This window comes from Thermodesulfobacterium hveragerdense DSM 12571 (assembly GCF_000423845.1).
Classification (GTDB): domain Bacteria; phylum Desulfobacterota; class Thermodesulfobacteria; order Thermodesulfobacteriales; family Thermodesulfobacteriaceae; genus Thermodesulfobacterium; species Thermodesulfobacterium hveragerdense.
The window spans coordinates 1-21698 of the sequence record NZ_AUIT01000029.1; the positions used below are offsets into that span (position 1 = coordinate 1).

Genomic DNA, 21698 nt, shown 5'->3' on the forward strand with positions numbered 1-21698 from the left:
ATTTGAGGAATTATGTAAGAGTTATGAGAAGAAGTATCCAGCTTATATAAAGGGACTTTTGAAAAAGAAGGAGCATTATTTTGTTTATAAGAAATATCCTGAGGGGGTGAGGAGGTATATATACACGACGAATGTGGTTGAGAATATAAATAGCAGGATAGAGCTGATAAGGGTAAATACAGGGGGATATTTTCAATCAATCAAGACAGCAGAGGTTGCGATATACATAACAGTAAGTCGGATTCAGAAAACGAGATGGCAAAAACCACTTCCTTTAATTAAGTCTGCTTTATACGAATTGAGGCAAATGTTTGTAAAGAGATTTTATAAGGAGACACAATTCTCTTGACAAGTGTCCATATAACTATATACCCCTGATCTACAAGGTCTTTGGCAATTTTGGCAACCCTTAATACATTTTCTCTTCTGTCTTCTCGAGAAAAACCTAAGTCTTTTGAAATGGTCTTCCTTACCTCATCTCCATCAAACAGACGAACTTTAAAGTTCCCTCTTACAAGGACTTCATATAATCTTTTACTGATTGTCGTCTTGCCTGCACACGGAAGCCCGGTAAACCAGACGCACACCCCTTTATTTTCCTTAAAATAAGCACTCATCCATAAACTCTCTGTTAAAAAAGATATCTACACAAATATGTTTTTAAAATTATACCAATCACTATACCTTATCGGTTATATTCTTTCAACAGTTAAAAATTAGGTCACCAACAGGTATACCCTAAAAACTAAAGATACAGTATACTTCAAATAGAGTTTGGTGCAAAAAACTAAGAGGAGATCCATATGAAAGTAGTGATCCTTGCCGGAGGGTTAGGCACAAGGCTTGCTGAAGAAACCCATCTTAAGCCCAAACCCATGGTAGAAATCGGAGGAAAACCCATCCTATGGCACATCATGAAGATCTACTCAGCCCACGGAATAAACGACTTCATCATCTGCTGCGGATACAAAGGTCATATTATCAAAGAATTCTTTGCCAACTACTTCATCCATACCTCAGACATAACGATAGACCTAAAGTCTAATCAAATGATAATACATAACTCTCAAATTGAGCCCTGGACGGTTACCTTGGTTGACACAGGAGAGTTTACCCAAACAGGAGGTAGGCTTAAAAGGGTTGCTAAATACTTGGAAGGAGAAGAAATCTTCTGTTTTAACTACGGGGACTGTCTAAGCGACGTAAACATTCAAGATGAAATAGCTTTTCATAAAAAACATGGCAAACTTGCTACTTTTCTTTCTGTTAAAGCACCTCCTAGGTTTAACTCACCTTTTGAACCTGGTAGCTGGATAAGTGGGGGGTTTTTTGTACTTTCACATAAAGTATTGGAATTGATAGAGGATGACCATACCGACTGGAATGACGTTACTAAAATTTTAGCTAAAAAAGAAGAACTTGTTCCATACACCTATACAGGATTTTGGTACTCGATGGAAACCCTTGCAGACAAGCTTTATTTAGATGACCTCTGGAAAAGCGGTACCCCCCCTTGGAAGGTCTGGTAAATCTGCTTGTGTTCTTGATACCAATCTACCGTCCTTTTTAATCCCTCTTCTAAAGATATCTTGGGATACCAATTAATCTCCTTTTTTAACTTATCAACCTTAGCTTGTAGATACATCGTTTGGTTGAAATCATAAGGAATTTCACCCAAGCCCAATCCCACCGATGGATTGATCAAATCTCTTATCTGTTCTACAATACTCTTTATCTGATGGACCTTGCCAGAACCTAAGTTAAAAACACCCTGAACCTTTTCAAAAACAGCCACCCTATAAATAGCCTCCACCACATCATCTACATAAAGATAATCCCATTTTTGCTCTCCCTTGGTAAGGGCTGGTTTTTCTCTGTTAAGCAAACTCAGTATCACATAAGAAATCAAGGAAGAAGGATTGTCTGCAGGACCATAAACCCCAAATAAACGCAACCAAACAAACCTAATACCATACAACTCGCAAAGTTTTTTGACTAACATCCCGGTACATAACTTGGTTAAACCATAAAGAGTAACAGGCTTAGGACAAAAATCCTCTTCGATCGGTTCGTTATACACCCCATATTCAGCCTGAGACCCTAACCCTACAAATACCTGACAATCAGAATTTTTTAGTATCTTTAACAAGGTTAGCGTGCCCACAAGGTTTTGTATCTGTTCGGGATTATTAAAATCCCTGTTTTTTACCCCACTCCATCCAAGATGAAAAACTACAGAAGGATTAAACCCCTGAATTTCTAATTTTACCTTCTCAATCTCCTTTAAATCTCCATAAATAAGCCGCATCTTAGAAACTATGTCTTTAATCCTCCAAAGATTACTATCATGCCTGATTAAAACAGCAGTTTCCCATCCTTCATATAATAACCTCCTTACCAGATGACTTCCTATAAATCCTGTAGCCCCGGTTACAAAAGCTCTCATCTTTAATGCTGTCTTTTCTATTATTTTAGTTTAGAATAGCCTCTCCTTTGTCAAACGTCAACCAAAAACCTTGAAGAATTTTCTTGTTAACTTAAACAAAATACATTTTTCAAACAAACTTAAAAAGTTGCAAAAACCTAAAAAAAGAAGTATACTATCAAACCAAGATGAAGGTTCCTAACCGAAGAGGATATTTTGGGAAGTTTGGAGGAAGGTTTGTCCCTGAAACATTAATTCCCCTTCTTTACGACCTTGAAAAGGCTTATCTGAAAGTAAAAAAAGATCCCTCTTTTTGGAAAGAATGGCAATACCTACTTAAAGAATATGCCGGAAGACCAACCCCTCTATATTATGCCCAAAATCTTTCCTCTTACTTTGGGAGAAAGATCAAAATCTACTTAAAAAGAGAAGACCTTCTTCATACCGGAGCCCACAAAATCAACAACACCATCGGTCAGGTTCTTTTGGCTAAAAGGATGGGGAAAAACCGGATTATTGCCGAAACAGGAGCAGGGCAACATGGGGTAGCTACAGCCACTGCCTGTGCGCTTTTAGGCCTAAAGTGTGTAGTTTACATGGGGGCTAAAGACACTGAAAGACAAAAATTGAATGTTTTCAGGATGAAGCTTTTAGGAGCAGAAGTAGTCCCTGTGTATTCTGGTACTCAAACCTTAAAAGACGCTATAAACGAAGCCCTGAGAGATTGGGTTACTAACGTAAGCTCTACTTTATACGTAATAGGGTCAGTGGTAGGGCCTCATCCTTACCCGATGGTGGTAAGAGATTTCCAAAGTATTATCGGGATTGAGATAAAAAAACAGATCCTAAAAAAAGAAGGACGTCTCCCTGATTTAGTGCTTGCCTGTGTAGGAGGAGGATCTAATGCCATGGGGACTTTTTATCCCTTTAGGCAGGACCTTCAGGTAAGACTTATCGGGGTTGAAGCCGCAGGAGTAGGCTTACATACAGACCATCATTCAGCTACCTTAGCCGTAGGAGAACCTGGGGTTTTACATGGGATGCTTACCTATCTACTTCAAGATAAGGTAGGGCAGATAAAAGGAGCTCACTCTATAGCCCCTGGGCTTGATTATCCAGGAGTAGGGCCTGAACATGCCTATTTTAAAGACTCAGGCCGGGCTGAATATGTGTCAGTTACCGATGAAGAAGCCCTTGAGGCCTTTCAACTACTTTCTGAAAAAGAAGGCATAATCCCTGCGTTAGAGTCCGCCCATGCTATAGCCTATCTGATAAAAATTGCTAAAGACCTCCCTAAAGACACCATCGTGGTGATAACCCTTTCTGGAAGAGGAGATAAAGACGTTTCCTCTGTAAGAGAATACATAGAGGGAAACTAAGCTTGATGAAAAAAAACGCCTCTTTGATAAAAAAGGCTATAAATACCATTAAATCTAAAGGTGAGGTAGCTGTCATTCCTTACATCTGCTGCTGGGACCCTGACCTTGAAACCACAGAGGCTATCCTCTGGGAATTGGCTGAGGTTGAACCAGCCTGTATCGAGTTAGGTTTCCCTTTTTCAGACCCTGTAGCAGATGGTCCCACCATCCAAAAAGCTATCGTGAGAGCCCTTGAACATCAACCTACCTTTGAAGCCTATTTTGATTTTATCTCAAGACTCAATCAAAAAGGATTCCCTCATCCCATTGTTTGCATGACCTATTATAACATTATCTACCGGTTTGGGTTGGGGAATACCGTAGAACATGCCTTAAAATCAGGTCTTGCTGGTTTTATCATCCCAGATCTACCTATAGAAGAAGCCCAACCTTGGATAAAGGCAAACCAAAACTCAGGTCTTGCCACCATCTTTCTTGCAACCCCTACGTCATCTAAAGAGCGCATCCAAAAAATCGTCAAACACACCAAAGGATTTCTTTACTACGTTTCTATCACAGGTATAACAGGGGCCCGAGACTCTCTCCCAGAAGACTTAGCATATCGACTAAAAACCACTAAAAATCTTTGCGGGAGCAACCTACCTTTAGCCGTTGGTTTTGGCATCTCAAAAAGAGAACAAATAAAACTTCTCTCTCCGTACACAGACGCCTTTATCATCGGTAGTGCCATCGTAAAGATCATAGAAGAAAAGGGGAAAAACTCACCTAAGGAAATAAAAACCTTCTTGAAAAACCTAAAAAATCTGTAACATGTCTGTGATTACTGTTAAAACTAAACCATCTTACCAGATATTTATCAAACCTTATATCTTTGATGAAATAGCTGAAGACCTAAAAGCCTCTTTTAACTTTGGTAAAGTAGCTATCATAACCGATGATACGGTAAAAGCTCTTTACGGAGAAAAACTTTTGTTACAGCTTTATAAAGCAAGAATCAAAGCTGAACTTTTCTCTTTTCCTCCTGGAGAAGGGTCTAAAACCATCGAGACGGTGATATCTTTAGCCAGAAGGCTTATCCAAAAAAGGTTTGATAGAAAAGACCTTCTGATTGCTCTTGGAGGGGGAGTAGTAGGAGACATCACGGGTTTTCTGGCAAGTATCTATCTTAGAGGGGTAAAATATGTGCAGGTACCAACTACCCTTCTTTCTCAGGTAGACTCTTCTGTTGGAGGTAAAACCGGGGTCGATCTGCCTGAAGGCAAAAATCTTATCGGCACCTTTTACCAACCGAGTAGGGTTTACATCGATCCCGCGGTTTTGAAAACCTTACCTAAAAGTGAAATCCAAAACGGACTTGCTGAGGTAATAAAGTATGGCTGTATCCTAAAGAGAAGGTTGTTTTCCTTTATCTCTAAAAAAGGAAAAGAGCTTTTCCAGCTAAACCCCGAAGACCTTCAATACCTTATCTATGAAAGCTGTAAAACTAAAGCTTATGTGGTTTCCAAAGATGAAAAAGAATCAGGAATAAGAAAAGTTCTAAACTTTGGGCATACCATCGGACATGCCCTGGAAACTGAATTAAACTATTCTATCCCTCATGGGCTGGCAGTAGCCTTAGGGATGCTTGCCGAGGCAAAACTTTCAGAAAAACTTGGAGTTGCAGAAAAAGAGGTTTTTTCACCTTTAAAAAATCTTTTAGCTAATCTTTCCTATCCTCTCAACCTTCCTTCTAATCTATCCCCTCAACAAGTGGTAAAACACCTTTCAAAAGATAAGAAGGTTGCCCAGGGGAAACTGACTATAGTCCTTCTTAAGCGTATAGGAAAATATTGCTTCTATGAAGACCCTCATATAAAAGAAATTCTTGAAACTTTAAAAGAATTAAGTTAAAATTGTAAAATATATTAATAGTAGTATTATCGTATAATATAACATACGAGGTTTTTTATGAGTATTGAAAGACTTGAGTCTGAAAAAGAGGGAATAAGTTTTTATAAACTTTGTGCTTCAGGAAACGACTTTATAGTTATTTTAAACTTTAGTGGTGAGATCTCTCCAGAAGAAGGGAGAGAACTTGCCCAAAAGCTCTGTCGTCCTAAATTTTCTGTATCAGCAGATGGTCTTATCTTGCTTGAAAAATCATCAAATCCCCAGGCTAAGTTTGCCTGGAGGTTTTTTAACTCTGACGGAAGCGAAGCCGAAATGTGCGGAAATGGTGCAAGATGTGTGGCAAGGCTTGTCACAGAACTTGGACTTTTTGAAAGCCCTTTTTATTTTGAAACCAAAGCAGGTCTGATCTACGCTGAAGTTAAAGGGAAACGCGTAAAGGTTGCTCTTACCTCTCCCAAGGACCTAAGGCTCAACCTGGTTTTACGCACAGACTATGATTGGTTTTTAGCCCATTTTGTAAACACTGGGGTCCCTCATACGGTTATCTTCTGGGAAGACATAGAAAACGCACCTGTAACCAAGATAGGACCCAAAATAAGATACCACGAAGTCTTTAGCCCAGCAGGCACCAACGTTAATTTTATAAACCTCGTAGAAAAAAACGGCCAAAAGATCATCCAGATAAGGACTTACGAAAGAGGGGTTGAGGGAGAAACACTTGCCTGTGGGACTGGTTCTGCAGCTTCAGCTTATATAGCCTATAAACTTGGTCTGGTAAACTCTCCGGTTAATGTTCTTACCAGAGGTGGGGAGCTTTTAACCATTTACATTGACGAAAATGAGAATAAAATCTACTTAGAAGGAGATACCCTTTTGGTGTTTAAAGGATTATTTTTTGAAGACGCACTAAAATAAACAAGGAGGGCATTAAAAATGAATCTGCAGGGCTCTATAGTAGCCTTAGTTACTCCTTTTAAAGATGGAAAGGTAGATGAAGTCTCTTTGAGAGGACTAATCCGCTGGCACCTTCAACAAGGCACAGACGGAATCCTTGTCCTTGGGACAACAGGAGAAGCCGCAACCTTGGAAAAAGAAGAAAGAAAAAGGGTTATGGAAATAGCCCTTGAAGAGGCCAAAGGGAAGGTGCCTCTTATTGTTGGTACAGGGACAAACAACACCGCAAGGGTTCTTGAATATACCAAGCTTGCAGAAGAGATGGGGTTTGATGCAGCCCTTATCGTGACCCCTTATTACAAAAAACCAACCCAGAATGGACTTTATGCTCATTATAGCTACATCGCTAAACAAACCAAAATACCTATCATCTTATATAATGTGCCTGGGAGAACCTCGGTAAACATGCTCCCTGATACCACCGCCAAACTGGCAGAAATAGAAAACATCATCGCCATCAAAGAAGCCTGTGGGGATATTAAACAGATTACCGAAATTTTAATGAAATGTCCCAAAGATTTTATCGTGCTTTCTGGGGATGACTTTACTGCCCTGGCTACGGTGTTTTTAGGAGGTAAGGGGGTCATTTCGGTGGTTGCCAACGTAACCCCAAAAGAAATGGCAGAACTTATGCGTTATGCCCTAAACGAGGATATCACCAAGGCCAACGAACTAAACCTCTATCTTTATCCGCTATATAAGGCTATGTTTATAGAAACTAACCCTGCACCTGCTAAACATGCCCTTTGGCTGATGGGAAGGATTGAAACCCCTGAAGTAAGACTCCCTCTTGCTGGGTTAACAGAAGCTTCTGCAGAGCAATTAAAGAAACTCTTGAAAGAAAAATACAAGCTTATCTAATCCCCTCTTTGGGCCAAATGTTCCACGTGGAACATTTGGCCCTGTCTGTTTTATTTAAAGTTCAGGCTCAAAATAACTGGATATATACATATCCGTCTAAAATTTTTATTGAAAAATCAAAAATCACTAAACAAAGACACAAAAGTGTTTAAGGTAAAAGAAAACATCAACTTTTTCTAAGCCTCTAATTTTTAGTACGCTTTCTCCATACACACAAAAAATTACGAGGTCTCATCAAATTATCTGTTGATAGGCTTCAAGCTTTTCAAAAAGTAAAACAGATGGTAATATAATAGAAAACGACTCTTTAGAGACAGGAGGAGATGCAATGAAAGTAATTGCCTTTAACGGAAGTCCAAGGAAGCAAGGAAACACCCAAAAAGTGCTTGAACTCTTGGCAGACGAACTAACCTCTCAAGGGATAAAAACCGAAATCATTCAGGTTGGAGATAAAGCTATCAGAGGATGTCTTGCCTGTTATACCTGCAGAAAAAAACAGAACGAAAGGTGTGTTATAGAGGATGAGGTAAACGATTGGATTCAGATGATGAAAAAAGCTGACGGCATAGTTTTGGCATCTCCTGTTTATTTTTCTGGGATAGCAGGGACGATGAAATGCTTTTTAGATCGAGCTTTTCTGGTTTCTGCGGTAAACGGCAATCTTTTTAGGCACAAGGTTGGAGCTGCTATCGCGGTTTGCAGAAGGGCAGGAGGTGTTGCTACTTACGACCAACTTTTACATTACTTAACTTACGCAGAAATGGTGGTAGCTACCTCTAACTACTGGAATGGAGTTTTTGGTCTCAGTCCTGGAGAGGTTTTACAGGACGAAGAAGGAAAACAAATAGTAAGAATTTTAGCCAAAAATTTAGTCTGGCTACTCAAGACTACCCAAGGGAAAAAGGCGAAAAGCTTGAGTCCAGAAATAGAGCCCAAAATATTTACCAATTTTATAAGATAATTCTTCTTTAAAAAAGGTGTTCCACGTGGAACATAAGGCTTCCCAAAACGAAGATTTAAAATCTTTCTTAAAAAGTACCTTCTATTTTAATCGGCTGTCTGAAAATGATCTCTCTAAACTTAGCAACATCGCAATGGTCAAAAAATTTTCCAAAAAAGAACATATCTTTGCTGAAGGAGACAGAGCTACAGGATTTTATTTGGTAAAAGACGGCTGTATAAAAATCTATAAACTTTCTCCAGAAGGCAAAGAAATGGTAGTACATATCTTAGGGTCTGGGGAAATTTTCGGAGAAATAGTATTGGCTGGGGTAGAAGAATATCCTGCCTGGGCGCAGGCTCTTACAGAGAGCGAATTAATATTTTTTGAAAAAACACTTTTTAAAAGCTTGATCGGGAGATCACCAGATTTATGCCTTACTCTTCTATCTGTCTTTGCCTTAAAAATAAAGGACTTGCTCCATAGCCTTGAGAATATAACTTTAAAAGATGCCAAGGAGAGACTTTTAAAGTTTCTTTATCACACTGCCAAGGCTTCTCCAGAAAGACTTGTAAAACTTGAAATCCCTAAATCTCAATTAGCCTTGCTGTTAGGTATTACCCCAGAAACTCTTTCAAGGCTTTTAAAGAAACTTGAGGAAGATGGATTTATCAAGGTTGATGGCAAACAGATCTGGGTTAATGATAGTGTTTTAACCTAACTAAGCCTATTTTGAAGTTAAACATACAACAGCTTTGCCGTATAAAAAGGGGAGGACACTTGATAAAAATAGCCTTTATCTGTACAGAAAACTCTGCAAGAAGCCAGATGGCTGAAGGTTATGCTAAACATTTTGCAAATCTATATAAGATGAATATAGAAGTATTCTCAGCTGGTTCAAACCCTGCTCCAAGCATAAACCCCTTAGCCATAAAGGTTATGGCTGAAGAAGGGATAGATCTATCTTACCAACGGCCCAAATCTTTTCAGGAAATCCCGTTTGATCAGATTAATTTAGTGATAACCCTTTGTGGAGACGGTAAAGAAACCTGCCCTTATGTTCCTGCCCATAAAAGAGAACACTGGGGACTTCCTGACCCTGTTAAAGTCGAGGGAACTGAAGAAGAAAGATTAAAAATTTTTCGCAAGGTCAGAGATGAAATAAAAGAAAAAGTTAAAAACCTTATTCTTTCCCTTAAAAACTCATAAACTTCATATATCCCTAAGTTTTACAAAAATTTAAAAACCTCTTAACATAGTTTTAACCTTTCTCTTTTATCTTTCTTATTAACAAAATACCCCAAAACATCACAAGGAGGTGACTTATGAACCAGGAGTTTTTTATAAGCCTAATTAGAAGTTGTATAAAAGATTGGGGACTAAAAGTTTTTGATAAATCTCCTGTTTTGACAGAATTTTTTAACTATCAAAAAGTAGCGAACCTAAAAGATTTTTCCTACAAAGGGTGGTATGAAAACGATCTCTTAGGGCTAATCATGGTGATAACTGCTGAAAAAAAACTAGTAATCCAGTATGCCAAAAAGGTATATCCACATTTTATGATAGACTTTAACCTGCTTAAAAATTTAGAGCCTTTCTGTTTAAAGTCTTTTCAAGAAATTATTCAGGAATTAACCCAGAAGGTATTAGATAGATTAAATCAAAAGAACCTAAAGTTTTGTATTAAAACTCAAGAATTTTTCATGTCTTCTAATTTATCTCAAAGTTTTTCTGGAATGTTAAACCTTTCTTTTAGTTATAGAATACCTCCCATAGGAGATTTAAGTCTTTATTTAATAAGTGGTCCCAAGGAATATCTAACTAAGAGAAACTTAGAGTCAGGATATTTAAAACCTTTTTATAATCCTCAAAAAGCCTATTTGGTTGCCTAAACATACCCATAACTATGGATATGTATTTTTTAAATTTAGACCGTAGACTTAGAGACCTTGTGATTAAGGTTCCCCCGATTCATTTTGAAGTGTTTGTCAGAGAAGCCTTTTTAGTTTTTATGAAAGATGAAAACTTTAATCTCTTTCCAGTCATAAACTATGATAATTTTGTGGTAGGACAACTCCAGAGAAGAAGGTTTTTAGAGCGTATCATTTTAGGAAAGTATGGATACGGAATCCATCTAAATGGGAATAAAAAGGTAAGAGATGTGATGGAACCCCCAGGTTTAACCCTTGAGGCTTCTAATACCATAGAAGAAGCTGCGATGCAACTACAAAATAGAACCTATCCTCATACTTATGATGACATAATCGTAGTAGAAAAAGGAAGGTATTTAGGGGTGGTATCGGTGTCTCTTTTGATAGAGGCCTTAGCTCAAAAATCGCTGATGCTTGCCAAAGATGCTAATCCTCTTACAGGCCTTCCTGGGAATTGGGCTATCAAAAATGTAATAGAAGAAAAAATATCAAAAATGGAAGATTTTGACGTAATTTACATAGACATAAACCATTTCAAACCCTTTAACGATAAATATGGATTTGCTAAGGGTGATGAGGTAATCATATCTCTTGGTAACATCTTAAAAAAAACAGTGAGTGCAAAGAGAAACACTTTTGTTGGCCATATCGGAGGGGATGATTTTATAGTAATATGCCCACCAGAGGCTTCCTTAGAAATAGCAGAAAAGATTAAAGAGGAATTTGAAAAACTTTTGCCAGATTTTCATGGAAAAGACTTTTTAACTGGATGTTATCTTTCTAAAGACAGAGAGGGTAAAGAAAAAAACTTCCCTCTACTTTCTCTGACCTTTGCCATAGTAAGCAGTCTAACCAGGGAGATAACCTCTTATGCTCATTTAGCCTCAATATCCTCAGAGGTAAAAGCTAAAGCTAAGTCGTTATCTCGGGAAACAGGGACTTCGGTAATCTTTAAGGATAGAAGAAAAGATAAAATTATAAAGAAGGAGTTTTTAGATGAAAGAAATGAGTGTGTTTCTCAATAAAGAAAACCTAGATATCTACTTTCAACCTGTAGTAAATCTGGCTACAAAGAAAGTATTAGGCTTTGAAGCTTTGGTAAGGGGTATTAACCGCGAAAAAAATCTGATAATCCCTCCCAATGTTTTGTTTGAGATTGCCAAAAAGTATGAAAGTTTAATAGAGTTTGACCGCACATGTAAAGAGTTAGCCATGAGAAAGTTTAAGGATTTTAACTTAGAAAAAGATTTTTTACTTTTTCTAAACATCAACAGTGAAACTATAGACCTCGGCCTTGCAGGTACTAAGTGGATTAAGAAAAAAGCTGAATATTATGGGATAAGTCCTGAAAATATCGTAGTGGAAATCAGTGAGGCTAAAATCGTATATACTGAAAAATTAATTTCTTTTGTAGAAAAATATCTAAACTATGGGTTTTTAATCGCTCTCGATGATTTTGGGATTAGACATTCAAATTTAGAAAGGTTGGTGCTTCTTGATATACATTACGTAAAATTAGCTAAATCGTTTATCCAGGAATTACATAAATGTCCAAAAAAACAAAAACTTTTAGAAGTTATGTATATTTTAAGCCAAAAAATAGGGTTTTTTACCGTTGCAGAAGGAGTGGAAACCTGGGAGGAAGCTCTTCTCTTAAAAGTTCAAAAAATTGCCTTAGTACAAGGATATCTTTTTGCCCATCCTAATCCCAACCCAAAAGAAGCTTGTTTTTTAGCAGAAAAAAGGCTTAAAGAATTAGACATAATAGGCTCTAATCCGAAAACCGCAGAAGTACTTAACGCTCTATTTCCATCTCCTTGAAGGAACATCCTCTATCGTATCTTTTCGGACAAAAAGTACTTTGATGGTTTCATAATCACTAAAAGCTTCTTTTACCATGCTCTCTACATCTGATAATATCTTACTCACCTGAAACCTCACCATTACATCTTTAAGGTTTGTATCATGACTTAACAAAAATAGAGCGTCCCACATGATGATGCTTGAAATTTTAGCTCCTATCTTGTTATTAAGTACATCTCTTATGCTTTTTATGTCGTCTACACACCCGATAAGAGCTCCCATCAAATAAGGAGCAAAATAAACCCCAGAAACTAAGGTATAAAACCTGAAAATATCCGTCTCAGTTATGATCCCAACCACCCGGTGAGTTCTATCTACCACAGGTAGGCCTGAAACTTTATTTTCAAGCATGATGACAGAGGCTTTCTCTATGGTTTCATCTGGATAGGTATAAATAGGATCTTTGGTCATAACTTGTTTTATTGGAATATTTTTTAACTCCTGAAAAAACTCTTCAAACTTGGGATCTTTGATGATTTCTTTAGCTTTATAAGGTAGTAATCCTTTTATGTCGGTAAGGGTTATGATACCGGTAAGTTTGCCGTCTTTAGTGATAGGGATCTTTCTAAAGGTCCTGAAATCTTCTAAAAGCTTAAAGGCTTTTTCTAAGGTTTCATCTTCTTCTAAGGTTACTACGTTTTCTGTCATCCAATCTTTAACAAGCATTCTACCCCCCCTTTGTGTTAAATTTTTAAAAACCTGTGCTATATATTTTTTTATTATAGGAATTTCAATGACTGAATCAAGAGGCTTTTGTAACTCTTTTATAAAAAAATATTCTTGGTGAGGTTTTATTTTATTTATGATTCTGTAAAGACTAGTTTTACCTGAGAAAAGTTATCAAAAAGGAAAGAGATATTTTCCTGAGAAAGTAAAAGCTTATATCCGTTTATCTCAAAGTTTACGATGGCATCAGGGTAGGTGATTTGAAGGCGGAAAGGGAGAGCATTCTTTTCTTCTTTGGTGATAAAGGTTTTTAAAAACTCTAAAAATTGTCTGTTTGCCAAGGTATGAGGTACATAAACGTTAACAACACCTTCTTTAAAAAATCTAAAGTCATTAAAAGGAGCAAGGTCTTCTACTAAAAGGGTTAAGGAATCATCATCTCTGTCTACGGCAACCCTAAGCCAGAGAATAGATCCTTCGGACAACACAGAAAAATTTTGTTTGTAAAGATTGGGGAAAACCAGAGCCCTTTCCGAAGAAAACTCGTCTTCTATCGTAAGTATAGCCATTTTATCCCCGTTTTTTGTCTGTTTAAGCTTTATCTCTGAAATCAATCCAAGCAACACCACCTGAGCGCCGTCTTCTACTTGAAAAAGATTTTCTAAGTTATAAGGGGTAAACACTTCTATAAAAGGTCGTAGTCGTTTTACCGGATGGTCTGAAAGATAAAAACCAAGACTTTCTTTTTCGAAAGAAAGCCTTGAGTCTAAGTCCCATTCAGGTACCTCTTCTAAGGTATAGGAAGTAGACGGATTTAAAAGAGTAGCTTGTCCAAAAAGAGAGGAAAATTTATTTTGGGTGGTAACTGAAAGGATAGAAGGGAGATTATGCATTAGTTTAGCTCTGTTAGGGTCTAAGCTATCAAAAGCACCAGCTTTTATCAAAGCTTCTATGGTTTTTCGGTTTACTTTTTTGGTGTCTACTTTATTACAAAAATCCCAGAAAGAACTATAAGGACGTTTGTTGATAATTTCGTTTACTGCCTCTTCTCCTACGTTTTTTACCGCTTGAAGTCCTATTCGGATAGAGCCTTTTTCTACGGAAAAACCTGTCTCACTTAAGTTAATATCTGGAGGAAGGATAGGGATACCCATCTCACTGGCTACAGAAATGTATTTACTTACCTCTTCTCTTTTATCAACCTCGTAAGTAAGGATAGAAGCTATAAAGTAAACAGGGTAATGGGCTTTTAGATAAGCTGTTTGATAAGCTACTAAAGCATAAGCTGCTGAATGGCTTTTGTTAAATCCGTAGTCAGCAAATTTTTCTATAAGGTCAAATACTGTGTGGGCAGTGTTTTCAGGAATCCCTCTTGATACAGACCTTTTGACAAACTCTTCTTTTAGACTTTCCATTAATTCCTTTTGTTTTTTTCCGATAGCCCGTCTAAGAAGGTCGGCTTCTCCCAGGGTATAACCAGCCATCACCTGGGCTATTTGCATAACCTGTTCTTGGTAAACGATCACTCCATAGGTTTCTTTTAAAATAGGCTCTAAAAGCGGATGTAGATATTCTGGCTTCCTTCTTCCGTGTTTGGTTTCGATATACTGGTCTACCAGCCCACCTTCTAAAGGACCAGGACGATAAAGGGCTAAGACTGCGATAAGGTCGTTAAAGTCAGAGGGTTTAAGCCTTCTTAAAAGGTCTTTCATCCCTTGAGATTCTAATTGAAAGACTCCGTCAGTTTCGCCAGCCCTTAACAGTTCAAAAGTTTTGGGGTCATCAAGAGGAATACGGTTTAAATCAAGGTCTATTCCTTCATACTTTTTGATAAGTTTAAGGGTTTTATCTATGATGGTAAGGGTCTTAAGTCCTAAAAAATCAAACTTAATAAGCCCAACAGCTTCACAGGCCTTCATGTCAAACTGAACGACTATTTCCTGTTCTTCTACCTTCATCAAAGGGGCTACCTCTATGATGGGTTTACCTGAGATAATAACCCCTGCTGCATGCTGACTTGCATGTCTTGGAAGGCCTTCAAGCCTTTTAGCCAGGGTAAAAAGCTTTCTTATCTCTTCATTCTTTTGCATAAGTTCTTGAAACTCTGGCCTTTCAAGCTCTTTTTCTAAAGACACATCAAGTTCTGGACTTATCATCTTAGCAATAGGGTCTATTTCCTTAGGTTTAAAACCAAGGACTCGGCCTACGTCTCTCACCACTTGTCTTGCTTTTAACTGACCAAAGGTAGCAATTTTAGCGATGTACTCTCTTCCATAAGTCTGAGCTACATACTCTATCACTTCATCTCTTCTTTCTTTGCAAAAATCAACGTCTATATCAGGAAGACTGGGACGTTCTTTGTTTAAAAACCTCTCAAAAAGAAGGCCCCATCTGATAGGATCAAGGTTGGTAATCCCTAAGGCATAAGAGGTGAGGGCCCCGGCAGCAGACCCTCTTCCTGGTCCCACAGGGATCCCTTTTGACCGTGCCCATTCTATAAAATCAGAAACGATAAGGAAATAACTGGCATAACCTTTTTCGATGATAACCTCTAACTCTTCGTCTAATCTTTGACGATAAACCTCCTTTTCGGCAGCAAGTTGTCCTGTTTCTTCTAACTCAGATAGTCTTTTTTCAAGACCCTCTTTAGCCTTTTTCCTAAACAAACTTTCAGCGGTTTCTCCTTCAGGGACTTTAGCCTTGGGAAAAAGTATTTCTCCTGTTTTAAGCTTTAAGTTTACCTTTTCTAAAACCTCCAAGGTGTTGGTAAGCACCTCCGAAGGCAGATCTTGAAACCTCTGGGCCATATCTTCAGCACTTGCTAAATAGAGCATATCGGTGTTAAACTTGAACCGGTCTGGGTCAGAAAGCTTGTGCCCTGTCTGAATACAAAGCAACACCTCATGGGCCAATGCGTCTTCTTTGTCTAAATAATGACAATCTGCAGTAGCTATACATTTTATTTTGAGTTTCTCTGCTATCTCTAAGATTTTTTGGTTACAGACCTCCTGTTCTGAAAGACCATTTCGCTGAACCTCAAGATAAAAATTCTCCTTAAACAAACCTTTATACCACTTAGCTACCTCTATGGCTTTGTCAATCTGGTTGAAAAGGATAAGTTTAGGAATCTCCCCTTCTAAACAGGCAGAAAGGGCTATTAGCCCTTCGTGGTGTTTAACCAAAAGTTCTTTATCTATCCTAGGCCTATAGTAAAAACCTTCTAAATAGGCTTGAGAGGCAAGTTTGATTAAATTTTTATATCCTACCTCATCTTTGGCTAAAAGAACCAGATGATGTCCTGCCTCTCCGCGCTTAGCAACCTTTTTATCAAATCTTGAATTTTCTGCTACGTAGAACTCGCATCCGATAATAGGCTTTAAACCTGCTTCTTTTAAAGCCTTGTAAAAATGAATGATTCCATATAAAGTGCCATGGTCGGTGATAGCGCAGCCAGGAAGCTGATAGTCTAAGAGCCTATTTACTAAGTCTTTAATACGGATAGCACCGTCAAGGAGACTCCATTCAGTATGAAGATGAAGGTGAACAAACTCCCCCATAAGGCTACGTTCAAAAAAATAAACTATTCAGTAGGGGTTAAAAAAAGCTGATTTAAGTCTAAAGGTCTCTGGCCAAGCTCTTTATCTAAATAAAAAAGGGCTTGAGGGTCGTTTTTTATAAGTTTTAGTTTAGAGAGGATAGTTTTAAAAGAGGCTTCTTCTTCTACTTGTTCGTTTACAAACCACTGAAGGAAATTATCGGTTGCGTAATCTTCCAGTTTTTTAGCTAAACTTACCAGTTGGTTTATTCTTTTGGTTACTTCTTTTTCGTGATTATAGGCAAACTCAAAAACAGCTTCAGGGGAATCCCACTTGTTAGGCGGTGCTGGAATTTCTTGTAAAATCACTTTACCATCCCTTTCTACGACAAACTTGTAAAATTTCATCGCATGCATAAACTCTTCTGCTGTCTGAGCCTTCATCCATTTAGAAAACCCATCTAACCCTAAATCGTCAAAATAGGCTGCCATAGAAAGATATAAGTACCCTGAATAAATTTCCCACTTAATCTGTTCGTTTAAGGCTGCCTCGATTTCTTTTTTCATAGGAATTTCCTCCTTTTTAGCTTTATATATTTTAAACCTTTCTTAACCTTACGGCAAAAAATCCATCTAATCCGTGTTTATTGGGGTAGGTTCTTAAGTATTTATTTTCTACACAGAGTTCTTTTACTTTTTCTGGACAGGTTTTGCTAAGCACTTTAGCAGGATCTTCCAGCATAAACTCTGGATGGGACTGTAAAAACCTTTCTATTATCTGTTCGTTTTCTTCAGGCTCTAAACTACAGGTTGCATATACCATTATACCACCTTTTTTAAGAAAAGGGGCTAACCCTTCAAGAAGTCTTAATTGCCTTTCGGGTACCCTTAAAAAATCTTCCTCAGTACGAGCCCATTTAACGTCTGGATGTTTTCTTATCACTCCCGTTCCAGTGCAAGGAGCATCTATTAAAATATAATCAAAAAAAGGAGGTTGCAACTCTTTAAGCTTTTCTACCACATCCCCCACAAATACCTTAGGAAGTTTTAAACCTAATCTTTGAAAATTCTCTTTTAGTTTTTCCAACCTCCATTCATAGAGGTCAAAAGCCCAGATGGTACCTTTATCCTGCATAAGCTCCGCCATATGAGTGGTTTTACCTCCCACCCCTGCACAGGCATCAAGAACCTTAGCCCCTGGTTTGGGATTTAACAAAAACCCTACCAGCTGGCTGGCAGAATCCTGCACACTTATCCAGCCGAAATGATAAGGTTTAAGTTCAGTGATCTTTCCTCTAAAACCTTCTAATATAATCCCTGAAGGGGAATAAGGACAAGGTTTAGCTGTAGGAACTTCATCTTTTTGCAAATACACCAAAAGACTGTCTCGAGAAACTCTTAAAGTATTAACCCTTATTACTAAAGGGGACCTTTCGTTGCTTGCACGCAGCAAAGCCTCAGTTTCTTCTCTCCCAAACCTTTGAAGCCACCTTTTTACCAACCATTCAGGAAAGGAATATTTTACTGAAAGATAATATACCTCATTAAAATCAGGGGGTTCTGGTAAGTTATCTTTATTCTCAAGCACTTTATGTAATACTGCATTTACCAGCCCTCTTATCCAGGCCCCTCTCCTTCTTGCAGAAAGGATTTTAAGACTTTCTGCTATAGCTACTCTTTCTGGGATCCGGGTGTAAAGAAGTTGATAAGCACCTAAACGAAGTATGTTTCTGACCTCTGGGTCCATTTTTTCTAAAGGATGTTCAGAAAACCTTGCAAGGATAAAATCAAGGTAATAGAGATACCTAACCACCCCATTTACCAGTTCACTAACCAAAGCTCTGTCCCTTTCATCTGGCAATACACTTTTAGTAAGGACCTGCGAGAGGACCTCGTCTAAAAGTGGCTTTCCTTTTTCCCAGCGAATAAGGATTTTTAAAGCTACTGCTCTTGGGTTGGTTTTCGATAGTCTTGGCATGGTGCTAAGGGCCTAAAATCGTTATTCCCACTGAAGGGCCATTTGTTTTAAGGTAAAAAGCCTGTCTCTCAAGACTGCGGCTTTCTCAAACTCATAACTTTTGGCTGCTTCTTTCATTTCCTTTTCTATCCTTGCTATCTCCTGTTTTAGAGCTTCCAAGCTCTCAAAACTTTCAGAGACCTCGATAACCTTTTCTAAATCTACAAAATCCGCCTCTACTATTTTCATAAGAGGATCATCTAAGGATTTTACCACGGTTTGGGGAATAATACCATGCTTTTTATTATATTCCTCCTGAATTTTACGCCTGCGTTCGGTTTCTTTTACGGCTTTTTCTATGGCTGGAGTTATGGTTTGAGCGTAAAGAATGGCTGTTCCGTTTACGTTCCTTGAAGCCCTTCCTATCATCTGGATAAGACTTCTCTCTGACCGCAAAAAACCCTCTTTGTCTGCATCCAAAATAGCAATCAAAGAAACCTCTGGTAAATCTAACCCTTCTCTCAAAAGGTTTATCCCTATCAAGACGTCATAAACTCCTCTTCGTAAATCTCTTATTATCCTTGCCCTTTCAAGGGTCTTTAAGTCAGAATGCATATAACAAGCCTTAATACCAAGGCCCTGATAATAGTCTGTAAGCTCCTCAGCCATCCTTTTAGTAAGGGTGCACACAAGAACCCTTTCGTTTTTTTCTACCCGCTTTTTTATTTCAAAAAACAGGTCTTCCACCTGATTTTCAGAAGGCCTGATCTCTACCTTAGGGTCAAGAAGCCCGGTAGGGCGAATGATTTGCTCTATTACTCTCCCCTGTGCTTTTTCGAGTTCATACTCTCCTGGGGTAGCAGAAACATAGATTACCTGATTAACCCTTTCTTCAAACTCTTCAAAGGTCAAAGGACGGTTATCAAGAGCTGAAGGCAGTCTAAATCCATATTCTACCAAGGTTTCCTTTCTGCTACGATCACCTCGATACATTCCTCTTAACTGAGGGATGGTTATATGGCTTTCGTCTATGAAGATCAAAAAGTCGTCTGGAAAGTAGTCAAGCAAGGTATAAGGAGGCTCTCCTGGTTTTCTTCCGTCTAAATACCTGCTGTAATTTTCAATTCCTTTGCAATAACCTATCTCTTCTAAAAGCTCAAGATCATACAAGGTTCTTTTCTCAAGTCTTTCTGCATAAAGATACTGACCTTGCGACCTAAACCATTCAACCCGCTCTTTTAATTCCTTTTTTATCCCTTTTATGGCTACCTTTAATTTATCCTCTGAAGTAACATAGTGGCTTGCAGGGAAAATAAGCACCTCATTCACCTTACCTAATACCTTCCCTCTAAAGGGATCTATGATTTTTATTTCTTCTAATTCGTTTCCCCAGAGAGAGATCCTTACCGCTCGTTTTTCTTCGTTTGCAGGGAAAATCTCTATTATATCCCCTCTTACCCTAAAGGTCGCTCTGGTAAACTCAAGCTCAGTCCTTTCATAATGCATCGTAACCAACGCCCTTAACAACTCATCTCGAGAGATGGTTTGTCCGCGTCTTAAATAAAGATGTTTTTGAAAATACTCATGAGGCGACCCCAAGCCGTAAATACAGGATACACTGGCAACGACAATCACGTCTCTTCTTGAAAGCACCGCGGCTGTAGCCGAATGCCTTAAACGGTCGATCAACTCGTTGATGGAAGCATCTTTTTCTATGTAGGTATCTGTAACCGGAACATAAGCCTCAGGCTGGTAATAATCATAATAAGAGACAAAATATTCTACCGCGTTTTCAGGAAAGAGTTTTTTAAACTCGTTGTAAAGCTGAGCTGCCAAGGTTTTGTTAGGGGCAATCACTAAAGTAGGTCTGCCTACCTGAGCGATAACATTAGCCATGGTAAAGGTTTTACCTGAACCGGTAACCCCTAAAAGTACCTGATGTTTCCCCCCTCTAAGAACCACTTCTACCAGCTCTTTTATAGCCTGTGGCTGATCTCCCTTAGGCTCTACCTCAGCTTTTAATCTAAACTTTACCTTTTTTCTCTCCATATCCCTCCTACCTGATAACCCTTTAGTTTAACAAAAAACTTCCATCACATCTTCCCTGAAAAGCAAAATCTACCAAACCTTCTCGACAGGTAGCAAAGCTAACTTCTTTTGTCTGGCTAACCTTATTATGTATCTTTTCTATAAGGCTTCTTCTTATCTCCTCTGGGAGATAGATACCACCTTTTTTCCTTTCTCCCTTTTGAAGATAAAAAGCTGTTAAGGTTTTTGCCTTTTCAGGAAAGGCTTTTATTAACCGTTTTAACGACTGCGGCTTGGCTTTATAGGTACTTACCACCACATGCTTAACAAAAGGCAATACCTCGGTTAAAACCTCTAAAGCCTCTTCTTCGTTAATCTCAGGGATAATAGGGTCTATCCTAACGATGGTAGGGATTCCTTCTTGAGAGAGAACCTTTAAAGCTAAAAGCCTTTCTTCAAAAGGCGGAGCCCCAGGTTCAAGCCTTTCCTGATAAGACTTAGTGGTGATGGTGATGGCTACAGCAACCCTTAGTTTTTTCAAAAGGTCTATATCCCTTAGCACAAGGTTTGATTTGGTAATGATAAGCACTTTCAAAGGAAATCCTTTAATTAGGTCTAAAAACATCCTGGTAGATTTGTGAATCTTTTCTAAAGGTTGATAAGGGTCTGAAGAGTTAGAGAGAGAAATAAGGCTTTCAGGGGGAAGTTTAGGCAACTCCTTTTCTAACTTTTTTAAAAACTCTTTTTTAGGGCGTGGGGAGTAAAAGTCCTTAATGAAAGTGCTGGCATAACAATAAAGGCACCCATGTCCACATCCAGTATAAGGATTTAAAGAATACTTGGGAGGGCAGGTACAAAGAGGGGATTTCCAGGGATCAAAGAGAGAAATATATGGCATAGCGATTTTAAATATAAACACCCTACTCCAAAATTCAACCAAGGAACTCTAGTGTCTAATTTGAGCTATATTTATTTTTTATGTTGATAGGATCTGAAGTGCTCCTCATTTTTGAGACAGTTATAATGTAGAATGGTGTGAAAAATTTTAAAAAAGGGGATAAAAAGCATGCGTAAAACCAAATTCTCAACCGAGCAAATCATTAAAATCCTCGCCGAGGCAGACCTCCCAAACAATTCAGTGGCTTCCGTAGCAAGAAAATACGGCATCAATCCTAACAACATCTAAGGCTTCAGACAAAAATTTAAAGGCCTCCATCAATTCAACATTCCCATAGCAGTCCTATGTAAACGATTCGACATCCCAAGAAG

The 21698-nt window shown here is 38.3% G+C and carries 22 protein-coding genes; 14 read left to right on the forward strand and 8 right to left on the reverse strand.

From position 1 onward, the window contains the following. On the forward strand, positions 1 to 349 hold a 349-nt coding region (locus tag G580_RS11525), incomplete at its 5' end, for a transposase (protein ID WP_169357119.1). Here G580_RS11525 and G580_RS10535 read toward each other — a convergent pair. After that, positions 279 to 617 (reverse strand): adenylyl-sulfate kinase, encoded by a 339-nt coding sequence (locus G580_RS10535; RefSeq protein WP_051173261.1) that lies wholly within the window; start codon positions 615 to 617, stop codon positions 279 to 281. The two genes, G580_RS11525 and G580_RS10535, sit on opposite strands and share 71 nt — an antisense overlap. A 186-nt stretch (positions 618 to 803) precedes the next feature. Between G580_RS10535 and rfbF the strand changes: the two genes are divergently transcribed. After that, positions 804 to 1529 carry a glucose-1-phosphate cytidylyltransferase gene (rfbF, locus tag G580_RS0107940; RefSeq protein WP_028841716.1) on the forward strand — a complete coding sequence of 242 codons (726 nt, stop codon included), beginning with the start codon at positions 804 to 806 and terminating at the stop codon, positions 1527 to 1529. Here the strand turns inward: rfbF and G580_RS10540 are convergent. Then, on the reverse strand, positions 1478 to 2446 hold the full coding sequence (locus G580_RS10540) for an NAD-dependent epimerase/dehydratase family protein (protein ID WP_051173263.1): 969 nt from the start codon (positions 2444 to 2446) through the stop codon (positions 1478 to 1480). The two genes, rfbF and G580_RS10540, sit on opposite strands and share 52 nt — an antisense overlap. 167 nt (positions 2447 to 2613) lie before the next feature. Here G580_RS10540 and trpB point away from each other — a divergent pair, with 167 nt between their 5' ends. From trpB to G580_RS0108000, 11 genes are all read left to right on the forward strand, one after another. Continuing rightward, a complete protein-coding gene (gene trpB, locus G580_RS0107950) occupies positions 2614 to 3804 on the forward strand; it encodes a tryptophan synthase subunit beta (protein WP_028841717.1) in 1191 nt (396 codons plus the stop codon). A 5-nt stretch (positions 3805 to 3809) separates the two neighbouring features. Beyond that, positions 3810 to 4613 (forward strand): tryptophan synthase subunit alpha, encoded by an 804-nt coding sequence (trpA, locus tag G580_RS0107955; RefSeq protein WP_028841718.1) that lies wholly within the window; start codon positions 3810 to 3812, stop codon positions 4611 to 4613. Between the two features lies 1 nt (position 4614). Further along, a complete protein-coding gene (gene aroB, locus G580_RS0107960; protein ID WP_028841719.1) occupies positions 4615 to 5694 on the forward strand; it encodes a 3-dehydroquinate synthase in 1080 nt (359 codons plus the stop codon). A 57-nt stretch (positions 5695 to 5751) separates the two neighbouring features. Further along, positions 5752 to 6609 (forward strand): diaminopimelate epimerase, encoded by an 858-nt coding sequence (gene dapF / locus G580_RS0107965; protein ID WP_051173265.1) that lies wholly within the window; start codon positions 5752 to 5754, stop codon positions 6607 to 6609. Positions 6610 to 6627: 18 nt separating this feature from the next. Beyond that, entirely contained in the window at positions 6628 to 7509 is an 882-nt protein-coding gene (dapA, locus tag G580_RS0107970; protein WP_028841721.1) for a 4-hydroxy-tetrahydrodipicolinate synthase, read from the forward strand. Positions 7510 to 7837: 328 nt separating this feature from the next. Then, a complete protein-coding gene (locus tag G580_RS0107975) occupies positions 7838 to 8470 on the forward strand; it encodes a flavodoxin family protein (protein ID WP_028841722.1) in 633 nt (210 codons plus the stop codon). 25 nt (positions 8471 to 8495) lie between these two features. After that, positions 8496 to 9170 (forward strand): Crp/Fnr family transcriptional regulator, encoded by a 675-nt coding sequence (locus G580_RS0107980; protein WP_038041916.1) that lies wholly within the window; start codon positions 8496 to 8498, stop codon positions 9168 to 9170. A 62-nt stretch (positions 9171 to 9232) separates the two neighbouring features. Beyond that, positions 9233 to 9658, forward strand: coding sequence for an arsenate reductase/protein-tyrosine-phosphatase family protein (locus tag G580_RS0107985; protein ID WP_028841724.1), 426 nt, complete (start codon positions 9233 to 9235; stop codon positions 9656 to 9658). A gap of 116 nt (positions 9659 to 9774) precedes the next feature. Beyond that, the gene (locus G580_RS0107990) at positions 9775 to 10341 is read left to right on the forward strand and encodes a hypothetical protein (protein WP_028841725.1); all 567 of its coding nucleotides are present in this window, start codon (positions 9775 to 9777) and stop codon (positions 10339 to 10341) included. Between the two features lie 59 nt (positions 10342 to 10400). After that, a complete protein-coding gene (locus tag G580_RS10545; RefSeq protein ID WP_169357121.1) occupies positions 10401 to 11405 on the forward strand; it encodes a GGDEF domain-containing protein in 1005 nt (334 codons plus the stop codon). Further along, the gene (locus G580_RS0108000; protein WP_028841726.1) at positions 11377 to 12201 is read left to right on the forward strand and encodes an EAL domain-containing protein; all 825 of its coding nucleotides are present in this window, start codon (positions 11377 to 11379) and stop codon (positions 12199 to 12201) included. The genes G580_RS10545 and G580_RS0108000 overlap by 29 nt, the downstream gene beginning before the upstream one ends. On the opposite strand, the gene G580_RS11110 is transcribed toward G580_RS0108000, so the two are convergent. The 6 genes from G580_RS11110 to G580_RS0108030 all read right to left on the reverse strand — a co-directional run bounded on the left by G580_RS11110 (position 12184) and on the right by G580_RS0108030 (position 21348). After that, on the reverse strand, positions 12184 to 12909 hold the full coding sequence (locus G580_RS11110) for a CBS domain-containing protein (protein ID WP_051173307.1): 726 nt from the start codon (positions 12907 to 12909) through the stop codon (positions 12184 to 12186). The genes G580_RS0108000 and G580_RS11110 overlap by 18 nt on opposite strands. A gap of 134 nt (positions 12910 to 13043) precedes the next feature. Further along, on the reverse strand, positions 13044 to 16466 hold the full coding sequence (gene dnaE / locus G580_RS0108010; RefSeq protein ID WP_028841727.1) for a DNA polymerase III subunit alpha: 3423 nt from the start codon (positions 16464 to 16466) through the stop codon (positions 13044 to 13046). 23 nt (positions 16467 to 16489) lie between these two features. Next, positions 16490 to 17011 carry a ferritin gene (locus G580_RS0108015; protein ID WP_028841728.1) on the reverse strand — a complete coding sequence of 174 codons (522 nt, stop codon included), beginning with the start codon at positions 17009 to 17011 and terminating at the stop codon, positions 16490 to 16492. Between the two features lie 31 nt (positions 17012 to 17042). Continuing rightward, positions 17043 to 18422, reverse strand: a complete 1380-nt coding sequence (rsmB, locus tag G580_RS0108020; RefSeq protein WP_028841729.1) for a 16S rRNA (cytosine(967)-C(5))-methyltransferase RsmB — start codon at positions 18420 to 18422, stop codon at positions 17043 to 17045. Positions 18423 to 18443: 21 nt separating this feature from the next. Continuing rightward, complete coding sequence (uvrB, locus tag G580_RS0108025; protein WP_028841730.1) at positions 18444 to 20450, reverse strand: excinuclease ABC subunit UvrB; 2007 nt, start codon at positions 20448 to 20450, stop codon at positions 18444 to 18446. A 22-nt stretch (positions 20451 to 20472) separates the two neighbouring features. Next, positions 20473 to 21348 (reverse strand): SPL family radical SAM protein, encoded by an 876-nt coding sequence (locus G580_RS0108030; protein ID WP_245542861.1) that lies wholly within the window; start codon positions 21346 to 21348, stop codon positions 20473 to 20475. 147 nt (positions 21349 to 21495) lie between these two features. On the opposite strand from G580_RS0108030, the gene G580_RS11350 reads away from it, so the two are divergent. Next, a complete protein-coding gene (locus G580_RS11350) occupies positions 21496 to 21615 on the forward strand; it encodes a transposase (protein ID WP_083960773.1) in 120 nt (39 codons plus the stop codon). Positions 21616 to 21698: the final 83 nt, after the last annotated feature.

Coding starts and splice junctions, on each gene's coding strand:
- G580_RS10535 (WP_051173261.1), bottom strand. CDS start 617: ATGAGTGCTTATTTTAAGGAAAATAAAGGGGTGTGCGTCTGGTTTACC.
- rfbF (WP_028841716.1), top strand. CDS start 804: ATGAAAGTAGTGATCCTTGCCGGAGGGTTAGGCACAAGGCTTGCTGAA.
- G580_RS10540 (WP_051173263.1), bottom strand. CDS start 2,446: ATGAGAGCTTTTGTAACCGGGGCTACAGGATTTATAGGAAGTCATCTG.
- trpB (WP_028841717.1), top strand. CDS start 2,614: ATGAAGGTTCCTAACCGAAGAGGATATTTTGGGAAGTTTGGAGGAAGG.
- trpA (WP_028841718.1), top strand. CDS start 3,810: ATGAAAAAAAACGCCTCTTTGATAAAAAAGGCTATAAATACCATTAAA.
- aroB (WP_028841719.1), top strand. CDS start 4,615: ATGTCTGTGATTACTGTTAAAACTAAACCATCTTACCAGATATTTATC.
- dapF (WP_051173265.1), top strand. CDS start 5,752: ATGAGTATTGAAAGACTTGAGTCTGAAAAAGAGGGAATAAGTTTTTAT.
- dapA (WP_028841721.1), top strand. CDS start 6,628: ATGAATCTGCAGGGCTCTATAGTAGCCTTAGTTACTCCTTTTAAAGAT.
- G580_RS0107975 (WP_028841722.1), top strand. CDS start 7,838: ATGAAAGTAATTGCCTTTAACGGAAGTCCAAGGAAGCAAGGAAACACC.
- G580_RS0107990 (WP_028841725.1), top strand. CDS start 9,775: ATGAACCAGGAGTTTTTTATAAGCCTAATTAGAAGTTGTATAAAAGAT.
- G580_RS0108000 (WP_028841726.1), top strand. CDS start 11,377: ATGAAAGAAATGAGTGTGTTTCTCAATAAAGAAAACCTAGATATCTAC.
- G580_RS11110 (WP_051173307.1), bottom strand. CDS start 12,909: ATGCTTGTTAAAGATTGGATGACAGAAAACGTAGTAACCTTAGAAGAA.
- dnaE (WP_028841727.1), bottom strand. CDS start 16,466: ATGGGGGAGTTTGTTCACCTTCATCTTCATACTGAATGGAGTCTCCTT.
- G580_RS0108015 (WP_028841728.1), bottom strand. CDS start 17,011: ATGAAAAAAGAAATCGAGGCAGCCTTAAACGAACAGATTAAGTGGGAA.
- rsmB (WP_028841729.1), bottom strand. CDS start 18,422: ATGCCAAGACTATCGAAAACCAACCCAAGAGCAGTAGCTTTAAAAATC.
- uvrB (WP_028841730.1), bottom strand. CDS start 20,450: ATGGAGAGAAAAAAGGTAAAGTTTAGATTAAAAGCTGAGGTAGAGCCT.
- G580_RS11350 (WP_083960773.1), top strand. CDS start 21,496: ATGCGTAAAACCAAATTCTCAACCGAGCAAATCATTAAAATCCTCGCC.